This is a genomic window from Methylobacterium sp. 174MFSha1.1 (assembly GCF_900116815.1).
Taxonomy (GTDB): Bacteria; Pseudomonadota; Alphaproteobacteria; order Rhizobiales; family Beijerinckiaceae; genus Methylobacterium.
Genome location: NZ_FPCB01000029.1, coordinates 36,754 through 49,145 on the forward strand (window position 1 = coordinate 36,754; position 12,392 = coordinate 49,145).

12 protein-coding genes are annotated in these 12,392 nt (G+C 73.6%); 8 read left to right on the plus strand and 4 right to left on the minus strand.

Annotated features, from left to right (window positions below; translation table 11 throughout):
- Position 1: 1 nt before the first annotated feature.
- The 4 genes from BM430_RS23555 to BM430_RS23570 form a co-directional block, all read right to left on the minus strand.
- Positions 2-1,006 (minus strand): chlorophyllide a reductase iron protein subunit X, encoded by a 1,005-nt coding sequence (locus BM430_RS23555; protein WP_093569680.1) that lies wholly within the window; start codon positions 1,004-1,006, stop codon positions 2-4.
- Positions 1,003-1,938 carry a chlorophyll synthesis pathway protein BchC gene (gene bchC / locus BM430_RS23560; protein ID WP_093569681.1) on the minus strand — a complete coding sequence of 312 codons (936 nt, stop codon included), beginning with the start codon at positions 1,936-1,938 and terminating at the stop codon, positions 1,003-1,005. The genes BM430_RS23555 and bchC overlap by 4 nt, the downstream gene beginning before the upstream one ends.
- An 85-nt stretch (positions 1,939-2,023) precedes the next feature.
- Positions 2,024-3,202 carry a methyltransferase gene (locus BM430_RS23565; protein ID WP_093569682.1) on the minus strand — a complete coding sequence of 393 codons (1,179 nt, stop codon included), beginning with the start codon at positions 3,200-3,202 and terminating at the stop codon, positions 2,024-2,026.
- A gap of 217 nt (positions 3,203-3,419) precedes the next feature.
- Complete coding sequence (locus BM430_RS23570; RefSeq protein WP_093569747.1) at positions 3,420-4,295, minus strand: polyprenyl synthetase family protein; 876 nt, start codon at positions 4,293-4,295, stop codon at positions 3,420-3,422.
- Positions 4,296-4,408: 113 nt separating this feature from the next.
- Between BM430_RS23570 and crtD the strand changes: the two genes are divergently transcribed.
- The 8 genes from crtD to BM430_RS23610 all read left to right on the plus strand — a co-directional run bounded on the left by crtD (position 4,409) and on the right by BM430_RS23610 (position 12,103).
- Positions 4,409-5,980, plus strand: a complete 1,572-nt coding sequence (crtD, locus tag BM430_RS23575) for a 1-hydroxycarotenoid 3,4-desaturase CrtD (RefSeq protein WP_093569748.1) — start codon at positions 4,409-4,411, stop codon at positions 5,978-5,980.
- Positions 5,977-6,801 carry a carotenoid 1,2-hydratase gene (locus BM430_RS23580; RefSeq protein ID WP_244539634.1) on the plus strand — a complete coding sequence of 275 codons (825 nt, stop codon included), beginning with the start codon at positions 5,977-5,979 and terminating at the stop codon, positions 6,799-6,801. Before crtD ends, BM430_RS23580 begins: the two co-directional genes overlap by 4 nt.
- Before the next feature lie 48 nt (positions 6,802-6,849).
- Positions 6,850-7,377, plus strand: a complete 528-nt coding sequence (locus BM430_RS23585; protein WP_093569683.1) for a phosphate-starvation-inducible PsiE family protein — start codon at positions 6,850-6,852, stop codon at positions 7,375-7,377.
- 431 nt (positions 7,378-7,808) lie between these two features.
- Positions 7,809-8,141 (plus strand): hypothetical protein, encoded by a 333-nt coding sequence (locus BM430_RS23590; RefSeq protein ID WP_093569684.1) that lies wholly within the window; start codon positions 7,809-7,811, stop codon positions 8,139-8,141.
- Complete coding sequence (locus BM430_RS23595) at positions 8,138-8,455, plus strand: cell wall-binding protein (RefSeq protein ID WP_093569685.1); 318 nt, start codon at positions 8,138-8,140, stop codon at positions 8,453-8,455. Before BM430_RS23590 ends, BM430_RS23595 begins: the two co-directional genes overlap by 4 nt.
- A 470-nt stretch (positions 8,456-8,925) precedes the next feature.
- Complete coding sequence (locus BM430_RS23600) at positions 8,926-9,543, plus strand: glutathione S-transferase family protein (RefSeq protein ID WP_093569686.1); 618 nt, start codon at positions 8,926-8,928, stop codon at positions 9,541-9,543.
- A 60-nt stretch (positions 9,544-9,603) separates the two neighbouring features.
- Complete coding sequence (locus BM430_RS23605; protein WP_093569687.1) at positions 9,604-11,676, plus strand: pyridoxamine 5'-phosphate oxidase family protein; 2,073 nt, start codon at positions 9,604-9,606, stop codon at positions 11,674-11,676.
- 91 nt (positions 11,677-11,767) lie between these two features.
- The gene (locus BM430_RS23610; RefSeq protein ID WP_093569688.1) at positions 11,768-12,103 is read left to right on the plus strand and encodes a hypothetical protein; all 336 of its coding nucleotides are present in this window, start codon (positions 11,768-11,770) and stop codon (positions 12,101-12,103) included.
- Positions 12,104-12,392: the final 289 nt, after the last annotated feature.

Here is a 12,392-nt window from a genome sequence, read left to right on the forward strand (position 1 = left end):
GTCAGACCGCCTCGTAGACGACTTCGAGGGACGGCTTCTGCACGACCGGACGGCCGCGCATGTCCTCGTCGCTCGCCGGGTCCAGCACCACGCCGCGCCCGACCGCCTCGCCCTTGAACAGGCCGAGGAGCGCATCCTGCGAGAGCGGCTTCGGCTGGTGCGGCAGGGCCGTACCGATATTGTCGGCGAGCTCGGCGAAGAGCGCGCCCCAGCGCCCGTCCGGCCGGCCGATGATCTCGTAGTTGGCGCTCTTCTTGCGGATGTCGTCGTCGGCGGGGATCGAGGCGAGGACCGGGATGCCGGCGGCTTCAGCGAAGGCCTGCGCCTCCCCGGTGCCGTCGTCCTTGTTGATGACGAGGCCGCCGACGCCGACATTGCCGCCGAGCTTGCGGAAATACTCCACCGCCGAGCAGACGTTGTTGGCGACGTAGAGCGATTGCAGGTCGTTCGAGCCGACGACGATGACCTTCTGGCACATGTCGCGGGCGATCGGCAGGCCGAAGCCGCCGCAGACCACGTCGCCGAGGAAGTCGAGCAGGACGTAGTCGAAGCCCCATTCGTGGAAGCCGAGCTTCTCGAGCAGCTCGAAGCCGTGGATGATGCCGCGCCCGCCGCAGCCGCGGCCGACCTCGGGCCCGCCGAGCTCCATCGCGAACACGCCGTCGCGCTTGAAGCAGACGTCGCCGATCGCCACCGATTCTCCGGCGAGCTTGCGCTTGGTCGAGGTCTCGATGATCGTCGGGCAGGCCCGGCCGCCGAACAGCAGCGAGGTCGTGTCGCTCTTCGGGTCGCAGCCGATCAGCAGCACCCGCTTGCCCTGCTGCGCCAGCATGTAGGACAGGTTGGCGAGCGTGAAGCTCTTGCCGATGCCGCCCTTGCCGTAGATCGCGATCACTTGCGTCTCGCGGGTCGTGGAGGTGGAAACCGGATCCGGCGGGATCGCGGCCTCGGCGCGCAGAAGGGTGGCGGAGGCCTGGAGAGCGGCGCCGTTGAGGACTGCGTTCATGAGCGGGCGCTCCAATCGAGGACCATCTTGAGGCAGGCGGGATCGCCGAAGGCGGTGCGGTAGGCGCTCTCTGCCTCCGCCGCCGGGCGGCGGTGGGTGACGAGGCCGTCGAGGGACAGGGCGCCGCTGCCGGCGAGCGCCGCGACGGCGTCGAGGTCGCCGGGCTGCCACTGCGCCGCGACGCGGATGCGCGCCTCGCGCAGGAAGGCGGGCGGAAAGGCGAAGGAGAGCGGCGCCTCGTAGAAGCCGGCCAGCACCACCTCGCCGCCCGGCGCGAGCCGGGCGATCAGCGTGTCGAGGAGGCCGGCATCGCCGCTCGCGTCGATGATGCGGGTGTAACGCGTCTCGTCCTGCGCCGGATCGATCACCGTGTAATCCCCGGCGCCGTCGCGGCGGGCGGGATCGCGCTCCCACACCACCAAGTCGAGGCCGTCGATCCGCGCGAGGCGGGCCAGCAGGCGCCCGAGGGTGCCGTGGCCGACGATGAGCTGGCGCCCGGAGCCTGCGCTGCCGGCCAGCGCGTGGCGGGCGGTGGCGGCGAGCGCCAGCAGGATGCCTTGTGCGCCGAGCGTCCCGGGGATCGGCCGCAGCCGGCTGCCGGCGGAGACGAGGTGGGAGGCCGCGCCCCCGAACAGCCCGCGGACCGGCCCGAAGCAGCGCGCGCCCGGCACGAACACCGTCTCGCCGATGCGGCGGCCGGATTCGGGGCCGGCCTCGACCACGCGGCCGACGGATTCGTAGCCCGGGACCAGCGGGTAGCCCATGCCGGGGAAGTCCGGCATCCGGCCCGACCAGAGCAGGCGCTCGGTGCCGGTGCTGATGCCGCTCCAGGCGACCTCGACGGTCGCGTCGGCGGGTCCGGGTGCGTCGAGAGCGAGCCAGGCGAGGCCGAGCCGTTCGGGACGGTCGAGGATCACGGCCTGCGCGTGCATGCGGTACGGCCCCCTCTCGCGAAAATCGGCCGCTTCGCGCGGCATTCGTCATCTTAGATGGACAACAACGTGCGTCAAGTTTGCTTTACACTTTTGAGACGGATGATCCGTCAGGGGCTGTCGCGACGAGCAGGCGGACCAGCATCGGGCGCCGCGTCCGGCGTTCGCGCACCCGCGCGAAACCGGCAGTTTCGAGCATCGCCGTGAGTTCGGCGGCCGTTCTCGGCCGGCCGCTGCCCATGGCGAGGAGGTAGAAGCCGAAATAGGCGTCGCCGACCGGCTCGGCGCCGGGGGTGCCGGCTATCGGCTCGGCGAGGAGCAGCGTGCCGCCGGGCGGCAGGGCCGCGCGAGCCGCCTTGAGGAGCGCGAGGGCGGGCCCGTCGTCGTGGTCGTGCACGACCCGCACCAGCGACACCGCGTCGGCTCCCGGCGGCAGCCCATCGTGAAAGCTGCCGCCGCTCGCCGTGGCGCGCCCCGAGAGTCCTTCCGCAGCGAAGCGGCGCCCGGCGCGGGCCGCGACCGGCGGCAGGTCGAACAGGGTGACGCGCAGGGACGGGGCGCTCCGCGCCGCCTCGATCGCGAAGGCGCCCTCGCCGCCGCCGACATCGAGGAGATGGGCGTGAGGGCCGAGCGGATAGGCCTCGAGGATGTCGCGGGCGACGAGGGCCTGCGAGGCGCCCATCAGCGCGCCGTAGGGGGCGACCGCGTCCTCGTCGATCCCGGCCGGATCGTCGGTGCCCGCATAGGCCCAGTAGCCGGAGAGCCGCGTGGGTCCGCCGGTGCCGCGCAGCAGCGCCACGGGATCGCGCAGGTCGTCGTAGAGCATGGCGTGGTGGGCGACCATCGCGGCGACGGACGGGTTGCCGAGGAGCGCCGCGCCGAGATCACCCAGGGCGAAGCGCCCGTCGCGCAGGGCCGTCAGGAGACCGAGGGAGGCGGCGGCGCGCAAGAGGCACAGCGCCCGGTCCGGCGGCAGGTCGAGGCGGCGGGCCAGGTCCTCGGGCGCGAGCGGGCCGTCGGCGAGGATCCGGAACAGGTCGAGGCGCAGGGATGCGGCGAGCACCTGCGCGTAGACGAAGCCGGCGCAGAGATCGAACAGGGTCCGGGCGTTGCGCTGCGCGATCCCACGGGTGGGCGGGAAGGCGGCGGCGAAACGCTGGAAGCGGGGGCTGGCGATCAGGCGGTGGCGCCAGGCGAGGTAGCGCTCGTGCCAGGGGGGGGAGACAACCGGGGTTGCCGGAAGGGCGTGCGGGCCGGGGCTCATACCCCTCCCCCCTCTGCGGGGGAGGGTGGCGAGCGAAGCGAGCCGGGAGAGGGGAATACGCTTCCGGAGAGGTCGCGCGCGTCATGAGGGGCGCCCTCTGGATCAGCGTCGCGCTGCCCCTCTCCCGCCCGGCTCCGCCGGGCACCCTCCCCCGCGGAGGGGGGAGGGTTCAGGGCGCGCGAGCCCATCCAGGCGGAGGCACGTCCGGCCATCGCGCTCACGCCACCACCAGGCTCTGCGCCAGCCGCGCCGGCAGGAAGAGCCGGGTCTGGGCCAGGATCTCCTCGCGCAGGGCCGCGACGCCGGGGCAGTCGGGGATCACCGCCATCGCCTCGTGGGCGAGGTCGGAGAGGCGGCGAAGCGCCCCGTCCATGCCGAGCAAGGCCGCCGCGTTCGGCCGCCCGAGGGTGACGTCGCGCCCGACCGGCTTGCCGATCTCCTCCTGGCGGCAGGCGACGTCGCGCAGGTCGTCGGCGACCTGGTAGGCCTCGCCGAGATACTCGCCGAGCAGCCGCCAGCCCCTCGCCTCGGCCCCGGCGGCGGCGGCGCCCGTCACCGTCGAGGCGGCGAAGAGTGCGCCGGTCTTGGCCTGCTGGTAGACCGAGAGCCCGACCTGCGGCTCGGATTCCCAGGCCTGGCCCGCCACGATGCCGGCGGGCGAGCCCACCGCCCGGGCCACCAGCCCGACCAGGGCCGCGAGCCGCGTCGGGGTCCGCGCGGCGCCGCGGGCCAGCGTCTCGAAGGCGAGCACGATCAGGGCGTCGCCGGTGAGAAGCGCCACCGGCTCGCCATAGGCGACGTGGACCGTCGGCTTCTGGCGCCGGAGCGCCGCGTCGTCGAAGCAGGGCAGGTCGTCGTGGACCAGCGAGGCGCAGTGCAGGAGCTCGATGGCGGCCGCCGCTGCGTCCGAGGCGGCCGGGTCGTCGTCGCCGCAGGCGCGGGCCACCGCGAGGCAGAGGCGGGGCCGGATCCGGTGCCCGCCCGGGAAGACCGCGTAGCGGATCGCCTCCGCCAGGCGCGGCGGCGCGCCCGGCGCCTCCGCGTAGGACACGGCCATGTCGAGCGCCCGCTCGATACGCCGCCCGTGGTCCACGGCTCCCGTCGCTCCGATTCCCGCGATCATGACGTCTCTCCCGGATGTCATTTCGTTTGAACATCTCAGACTGTCAATTTAGATTGACACTGTTGCCGCGGGAGATCAACGGCGTGGCGGACGAACGCGTGGTGGTGATCGGGGCGGGGATCGGCGGGCTCACCGCCGCCCTGACGCTCGCCGCCGCCGGACTGCCGGTGACGCTGGTCGAGAAGGAGCGTGCGCCCGGCGGCAAGATGCGCCGGGTCCCGGCCGGGCCGCTCGCGGTCGAGGCCGGTCCCACCGTCTTCACCATGCGCTGGGTCTTCGAGGAAATTTTTTCGGAGTGCGGCGCCGAGCTCGCCTCCCGCGTCGCCCTCGCGCCTGCGTCGGTGCTCGCCCGCCACGCCTGGAGCGGGAGCGAGCGCCTCGACCTCTTCGCCGATCCGGCCCGCTCCGAGGCGGCGATCGCCGATTTCGCCGGCCCGCGCGAGGCGGAGGGCTTTCGGCGCTTTCGCGAGCGGGCCGCGGAGATCTACCGCACCCTGGAAGGCCCGTTCATCCGCGGCCAGCGGCCGAGCCCGGTCGACCTCGCGATGCGGGCCGGGCCGCGGGGCCTGGGCGGGCTGATGCGGATCCAGCCCTTCACCACGCTCTGGGCCGCGCTGGGCGAGCATTTTCGCGATTCCCGCCTGCGCCAGCTCTTCGGCCGCTACGCCACCTATTGCGGCTCCTCGCCCTACTCCGCCCCCGCGACGCTGATGCTCGTCGCCCATGTCGAGATGGAGGGGGTCTGGACCGTCGCGGGCGGGTTGTCGCGGCTGGCGAGCGCCGTCGCGGATCTCGCCGCCGAGCGCGGGGCGGCGTTGCGCTACGGCGTCGCCGCCACCGACATCGTCGTCGAAGGCGGGCGCGTGACCGGCGTCGCCCTCGACACCGGCGAGCGGCTGCCGGCCACCCGCGTGGTGGCGAATGCCGACGCGGCGGCGCTCGCCACCGGGCTGTTCGGGAAGGAACCGGCCCGGGCGGTCGATCCGGTGCCCGCGGGCGAGCGCTCGCTCTCGGCCGTGACCTTCGCGGTGGCGGGCCGGCCTGCGGGCTTCGACCTCGTGCGCCACAACGTGTTCTTCTCGCCCGACTACGCGGCCGAGTTCGCCGACCTGACCCGGGCCGGCCGCCTGCCCCGGGACCCCACCGTCTATGTCTGCGCGCAGGACCGCCACGACGAGGCGGTGCCGTCGCAGTCGCCGGAAGCCCTGCTCTGCCTCGTCAACGCGCCCGCCCGCGGCGCCGCCTTTTCCTCCGAGGAGATCGCCCGATGCCACGACACGATGAGCCGGCGGCTCTCCGCCTGCGGCCTGACGATCGCCGAGACGGCGCGGACGACCACGACGCCGGCGGAGTTCGAGACGCTGTTTCCGGCGACGGGCGGGGCGCTCTACGGCCGGGCCTCGCACGGCTGGATGGCGTCGTTCCGCCGCCCGGGGGCGCGCACGCGGCTGCCGGGGCTGTATCTCGCGGGGGGCAGCGTCCATCCGGGACCGGGCGTGCCGATGGCGGCGCAATCGGGCCGGCTCGCGGCGGCGAGTGTCCTCCAGGATCTCGGGCTCAAGGACCTCGGTTCGACCCGAGCGTTCCGCCCGGCGGCTATGCCTGGTGGTACGTCGACGGCGTCAGCGACGACGGGCAGCACGGGATCACCGTGATCGCGTTCCTCGGCAGCGTGTTCTCGCCCTACTACGCCTGGAGCGGGCGCGGCGACCCGATCAACCACTCGGCCGTCAACGTGGTGCTGTACGGCCGGCCCAAGGCCTGGGCGATGACCGAGCGCGGCCGCGCCAGCGTCGCGCGCGATGCGACCTCGCTGGCCATCGGCCCGAGCGCGATGGAGTGGGACGGCACGGTGCTGACCATCCGGGTCGACGAGGTGACGAGCCCCCTGCCCTCGCGGCTCTCCGGCACCATCCGGGTGCGGCCGGCCGGGATCACGCCGGGCCCCTTCACCCTCGACGCGGAGGGGCGCCACCGCTGGTGGCCGCTCGCGCCGTCCTCGCGGATCGAGGTGGCGCTCGACAGGCCGTCCCTGCGCTGGAACGGCCACGCCTATTTCGACACCAACGACGGCGACGTGCCCCTCGAGGACTCGTTCCGGAGCTGGACCTGGTCGCGCTCGACGCTCCGGCACGGCGCGGCGATCCTCTACGACGTCGAGCGCCGCGACGGCACTCGACAGGACCTGTCGCTGCGCTTCGATCCCGACGGCACCCCGCGCCCGATCGAGCCGCCCGGTCCGGCCGCCCTGCCGCCGACGCTCTGGCGCCTGCCCCGCGCCACCCGCAGCGACGACGGCCGGGCTTCCGTGGTGCGGAAGTTCGAGGACGCGCCGTTCTACTCCCGCTCGCTGCTCTCGGCGCGGATCTGCGGCGAGGCGGTGCGGCCGGTGCACGAGGCTCTCGACCTCGACCGGTTCACCAACCCACTGGTGCGCCTGATGCTGCCGTTCCGCATGCCCAGAGCGCTTCGTTGATCCCCCTGCGCGGACCCCGACACCTCGCCACCCCCTCCGGAGACAGTCATGGTCGAGACCGCGAAACTGGAGAAGGCCGAGGCCGAGGGCGGGCGCCTGACGCGGCTCTCCGCCTTCGTCTTCCTGCACACCGAGCACGCGATCTACGCCGCCCTCGGCGTGCTCCTGGCGCTCACCGCCGTGATGGCGCTGGTGGACGCCGCCGGCATGACCCTGAAGGCGGTCACGTCGGTGGGAGCTGCCGCGCAGCTCCTCGACGTGGTCGACCGGCTGCTGTTCCTGCTGATGCTGGTCGAGATCCTGCACACGGTGCGGGTGTCGATGCGCTCGGGCAAGCTGACCTGCGAGCCGTTCCTGATCGTCGGGCTGATCGCCTCGATCCGGCGCGTCCTCGTCCTCACGCTGCAGACCGCCGAGCAGATGCACGAATCGGCCTGGACCCCGCAGAAGGAGGCGCTGTTCCGCGCCTCGATGATCGAGCTCGGGGTGCTCGCCGGGCTGATCCTGGTGATGGTGGTGTCGATCTTCCTGCTCCACCGCGCCCGGGACACCGACGAGCCGGCCGGGAGCGAGTAGCCCGGCTCTCGTCGCGCGGCCGGCGTGCAACCCCCGGCAGCCGCGCGGCATTGATGGGGTTGAGCGTGACACAACCGAGAGGAGGCTCGTGATGGGCTTGCTGTTCTTCCTGGTGTTCGTCTGTCCGTGGATCGTCGTGGCGTTCCTCTCCACCCGCGGTACGCTGATGAAGCCGAAGCCGTACTGAAGCGCGGGAGCACCATCCGATCGCGTTGCGGTGGGATGGCGCTCCAGGTCTTCGATTGGGCCGCATCGCCTGCGACGAACCGGTCTCCGCTTCGTCGGACGATGCTCTCATGGGCACGCCGGCCGTCCCGGGCCGGCGTGCCGCCCACCCGCGGCGCGGCGATTCCCCGTGAGGGCGCGGACGCTTGACATCGCCGCCGCCCGGCCGATGCTCCCCGGGGCGACAGGCGGAGGCGGACACGGCGATGGACTGGGCAGCGGCGGCCTATCGGGCGCGCCGGCTCTTCGCGGCCCGCAGGCGGATGATCCCGGAAGACCGGTCCCTCGCGCTGATCGACGCCTTCGCGGCGCAGGGCACGCTGGATCCGGCCGAGATGCTGCGGCACGGCACGGCGGAGTCCGTCGCGGCGATCCTCGGCCACGTCACCACGGCGGTCCACGGGCGGGGCCACGTGCCGGCGGCGAACGGCTGGTACCGGCGGGAGGGTGCCGCCTTCGTCATCCATCCGGGCTTCGCGATCGCCTGGGCGGGGGCGCGGGCCTGCGAGGCGCCGCCCCGCGCGGGCGCCGGCCGGTGACCCTGCGCGACGATTACGAGGCCGCCGTGCGCGGATTGGCGGAGCACGTCGCCGCCCTGCGCCGCGCCGGCCTGCCGCCCGAGGCCATCGCCCGGGCGGTCCACGCCGAGCGCCGCCGCCTCGCGATCCACTACAAGGACCTGACGCCGGAGCCGTACCGCAGCCGCATCGCCGCGCGGACGATCCGGGTCTACGGCAACCCGGAGGGGCCCTCGATCGCGTTCCTGCGGGCGCAAGGCAAGACCTGGGAGGCGATCATCGCCGGCGCCACGCGTCCGGGCCCTCCCGTCGGCCTCGTGCCGGAGGAGGGGTGACGGGGCGGTCGCGGCGCAGATGCCAGGGAATATCTGGAGTTTTCGCCGAGGTCGATCGTCGATCGAGAGACAGTCTGCGTTCACCGGCCGAACGTCCATCCTCCGTCGTCATCCCGGGGCCGCGCAAGCGGAACCCGGGATCCATAACCGCCGACAGTTCAGGAAGAAGCGGAACGCTGGTCGCCTTGTTCTGTACCGTCAGCGGTCATGGATCCCGGGTTCTCGACTTCGTCGAGCCCCGGGATGACGTGGACGGCGCGACATCTTTCGGAGACCATCGAGCAGGCTCCGGGCGAGGCAAGCTGCGCAACAGCAGGCGCCCCCATCCCGGGCTTCGACGCTCGGCCTGATTATTCCACTCTCCGCAACGATGAAGTGCAAACAGCGCGCATTCTCCGCGCTGCCCGATGGGATCATCGTGCTCCTCGCGGATCGGGACGGCCCCGATCCCCTCTTCAGGGAGCACGGTCATGAAGCTCTACCACCACCCCCTGTCCGGCCACGCCCACCGGGCGCGGCTGTTCCTGTCGCTCCTCGGCGTGCCGCACGAGGCCGTCGAGGTCGATCTCGCGGCAGGCGCGCACAAGGCGCCGGACTTCCTCGCCCTGAACCCGTTCGGGCAGGTGCCGGTGCTCGACGACGACGGCACGGTCGTCGCGGATTCCAACGCGATCCTGGTCTACGTCGCCAGGAAGCTAGGGCGGACCGACTGGCTGCCGGAGGATCCGGCCGGCGCGGCCGCCGTCCAGCGCTGGCTGTCGGTCGCGGCCGGAGAGGTGGCGTACGGCCCCGCCGCCGCGCGGCTCGTCACGGTGTTCGGCGCCGCGTTCGACCCCGAGGAGGTGATCGGCCGGGCCCACACGCTGCTGCGGCGCCTCGAGACCCACCTCGCCGGCCGGGACTGGCTGGTAGGCGAGCGCCCGACCATCGCGGATGTCGCGCTCTACAGCTACGTGGCGCGCGCCCCCGAGGGCAACGTCGACCTGTCGGGCTACAGGCAAGTCGGCGCGTATCTGCGCCGGATCGAGGCCCTGCCGGGCTTCCTGCCCTTCGCCCAGACGCCGGCCGGCCTCACCGCCGCCGCGTGAGGGCGCCCCGGCGCGCCCCGCCGGCGCGCCCACGAGGAGAACGGAACCGAGGAGGACAGCATGAGCGAAGGTCTCACCCTGCCGGCGCTGCCGGTCTGGCATCCGGGCGAGCGGGCGATCCAGGCGCAGGTCGGCGTCGCCGGCCGCATGGAGGAAGTCGGCCGGCGCGTAGTGCGGGACCATATGCCCGCGCAGCACCGCACGTTCTTCGAGACACTTCCCTTCGTCGTCCTCGGCAGCGTCGACGCAAGCGGCGACGCCTGGGCGACGATCCTCGCCGGGGCGCCGGGCTTCCTCGCCGCGCCGGACCCGCGCACCCTCACCCTGGCGGCGCCGGCGGATCCCGCCGACCCGGCGGGCGCGGGCCTGCGGGCCGGCGAGGCGGTGGGGCTGCTGGGCATCGAGCTGCACACCCGCCGCCGCAACCGGCTCAACGGCCTCGTCCGCGCCGCGACCGACGAGGGTTTGACGATCGCGGTCGATCAGAGCTTCGGCAACTGCCCGCAATACATCCAGCAGCGCGACGCGATCGTCGTCCGCGATCCGCGCGCGCCGTTCACCGGGGAGGTCGAGGAGCGCGACGGGCTCGACGCGGAAGCCCGGGCGACGATCGAGGGGGCCGACACCTTCTTCGTCGCCTCCTACGTCGAGCGCGACGAGGACGGTGAGGCTCGCCGGCAGGTCGACGTCTCGCATCGCGGCGGCAAGGCCGGCTTCGTCCGCGTCGCCGCCGACGGCGCGCTGACGATTCCCGACTTCGCCGGCAACCTCTTCTTCGCCACGCTCGGCAACATCCTGGCGAACGGCAAGGCCGGCTTGGTCTTCGCCGATTTCGCGACCGGCGACCTGCTGCAGATGACCGGCGAGGCCGAGGTGATCCTGTCCTCGCCGGAGATCGCCGCCTTCCGGGGCGCCGAGCGGCTCTGGACCTTCCGGCCGCGCCGGGTCGTGCGCCGGCGGGGGGCGCTGCCGCTGCGCTGGCGCTTGCGGGCGGAGGGCTGGTCGCCGAACGCCCTGGCGACCGGCGACTGGCGCGAGGCCGCCGCGCGGCTGCGCGCCGCCGACCTCGCGACGCGGTGGCGCCCGTTCACGGTCACCCGGATCGTCGACGAGAGCCGGACGATCCGCTCCTTCCACCTCCTGCCGGCGGACGGGGCCGGGCTCGTCCCGCACCGGGCCGGGCAGCACCTGCCGATCCGCGTGACGGTGCCCGGCGCGGACAGGCCGGTCCTGCGCACCTACACCCTGTCGGTCGCGCCCTCGGACGGGATCTACCGGATCAGCGTCAAGCGCGACGGCGCGGTGTCCGGCCACCTGCACGACCATCTGCGGGTCGGCGACACGGTCGAGGCGCGGGCGCCGGAGGGCGGCTTCACCCTCGACCCGCGGGCGCCGCGCCCGGCTCTGCTCCTCGCCGGCGGCGTCGGCGTCACGCCGCTGCTGGCGATGCTGCGCCACCTCGTCCACGAGGGCCTGCGCCGCGGCGACGTCCGGCCGGCCACCCTGGTCCTGGCCGCCCGCAACCGGGACGAGATGCCCTTCGGGCGGGAATTGGCCGATCTCGCCGCCGCGTCGGGCGGACGGGTCGGGATCGTGCGGGTGCTGAGCGACCCGGGCGAGGCGGTCGCGGGCGTCGATTACGAGGAAGCGGGCCGGATCGACGGGGCCCTCCTCGCCGGGATCCTGCCGCCCGGAGATGCCGACGTCTATCTGTGCGGCCCGCCCGCCTTCACGCAGGCGCTCTACGACGCCCTGCGCGGCCTGGGCGTCGCCGATGACCGCATCCACGCCGAGGCGTTCGGGCCCTCGGCGCTGGTGCGGAGCGTCCCGGCCGCCGCCGCGCCGGAGCGGCCGCCGGAAGCGGAGGAGCCGGTGGCGGTCGCCTTCCTGGATTCGTCCAAGGAGGCGCGCTGGTCGCCGGGATCCGGGACGCTCCTGGAGCTCGCGGAAGGCCGCGGCCTCGACCCGGATTTCAGCTGCCGGGCCGGCACCTGCGGCACATGCCGGACCCGGCTCCTCGCCGGGACGGTCACCTACCGGCGCGAGCCCACGGCTCCGGTCGCCGCCGACGAGGTCCTGATCTGCTGCGCGGTGCCCGCCGCGGGAAGCGGCCCCGTCCAGCTGGCGCTGTAGGGCGGCGTGCGACGACGCGCGGGCCGCGCCGACGCTCGTCCGCGACACGCATCTCTCCCACGACGGCAGCTACGATCGGCACGGCTTCGCGATGCTGGCGCCGGGCCCCGGCGGCACGGGATCGGCCGCCTATGACGAGGACCGGGACGGGGTCGCCGTGCAGACCTATTCCGAAGCGCTGTCGCGGTTCCGGGAGCCGGCCGCGGCACGTCGCCGGACCGGCCGTCCCGCCGCACGAGGATCCCGTCCCCTACCCGCGATGATGGCGCGGCAGGCCCTCGCGCGCCTCGCCGGGCGGATCGTGCCGGAGGGCGAAGTCTCTCCGGCGTTCGACCGCCGCCGCCTCGCCCCGGCCGACCCCGCGGTCGTCCGCCGGCCGCACCGGCATCCGCGGGACCGGCACCGCGTGACGCCGGCACCGCCGTGACAGCTCGGGCCACCAATCCCTGGCGCGTTCGAGATACCGAACGACGTGCCATCGCCCGGGTGAGCCGGACGCCACCCCCGCCGTGGGACATCGCGTGCGGGTCCGTCCGCCACGTCGTCGAGCAGGATCACCGCGGAGAATCTTCTCGATACGCCGCCGGTTTCGGGTCGATGATCTCCCTGGTGTCGTTCTTTAAAAAGAACAATCTCGTTGACTTGGCGAATGCTTCCGGACACCTTCGGACCATCGGATGCGGCCCCGAATGCGGGCCCGCCCGATCCAAATTCCC

What these genes read in the sequence shown, in the direction of transcription:
- bchC (WP_093569681.1), bottom strand. Translation starts at nt 1,938, where the DNA reads ATGCACGCGCAGGCCGTGATCCTCGACCGTCCCGAACGGCTCGGCCTC.
- BM430_RS23585 (WP_093569683.1), top strand. Translation starts at nt 6,850, where the DNA reads ATGGTCGAGACCGCGAAACTGGAGAAGGCCGAGGCCGAGGGCGGGCGC.
- BM430_RS23565 (WP_093569682.1), bottom strand. Translation starts at nt 3,202, where the DNA reads ATGAGCCCCGGCCCGCACGCCCTTCCGGCAACCCCGGTTGTCTCCCCC.
- BM430_RS23610 (WP_093569688.1), top strand. Translation starts at nt 11,768, where the DNA reads ATGCTGGCGCCGGGCCCCGGCGGCACGGGATCGGCCGCCTATGACGAG.
- BM430_RS23600 (WP_093569686.1), top strand. Translation starts at nt 8,926, where the DNA reads ATGAAGCTCTACCACCACCCCCTGTCCGGCCACGCCCACCGGGCGCGG.
- BM430_RS23555 (WP_093569680.1), bottom strand. Translation starts at nt 1,006, where the DNA reads ATGAACGCAGTCCTCAACGGCGCCGCTCTCCAGGCCTCCGCCACCCTT.
- BM430_RS23605 (WP_093569687.1), top strand. Translation starts at nt 9,604, where the DNA reads ATGAGCGAAGGTCTCACCCTGCCGGCGCTGCCGGTCTGGCATCCGGGC.
- BM430_RS23590 (WP_093569684.1), top strand. Translation starts at nt 7,809, where the DNA reads ATGGACTGGGCAGCGGCGGCCTATCGGGCGCGCCGGCTCTTCGCGGCC.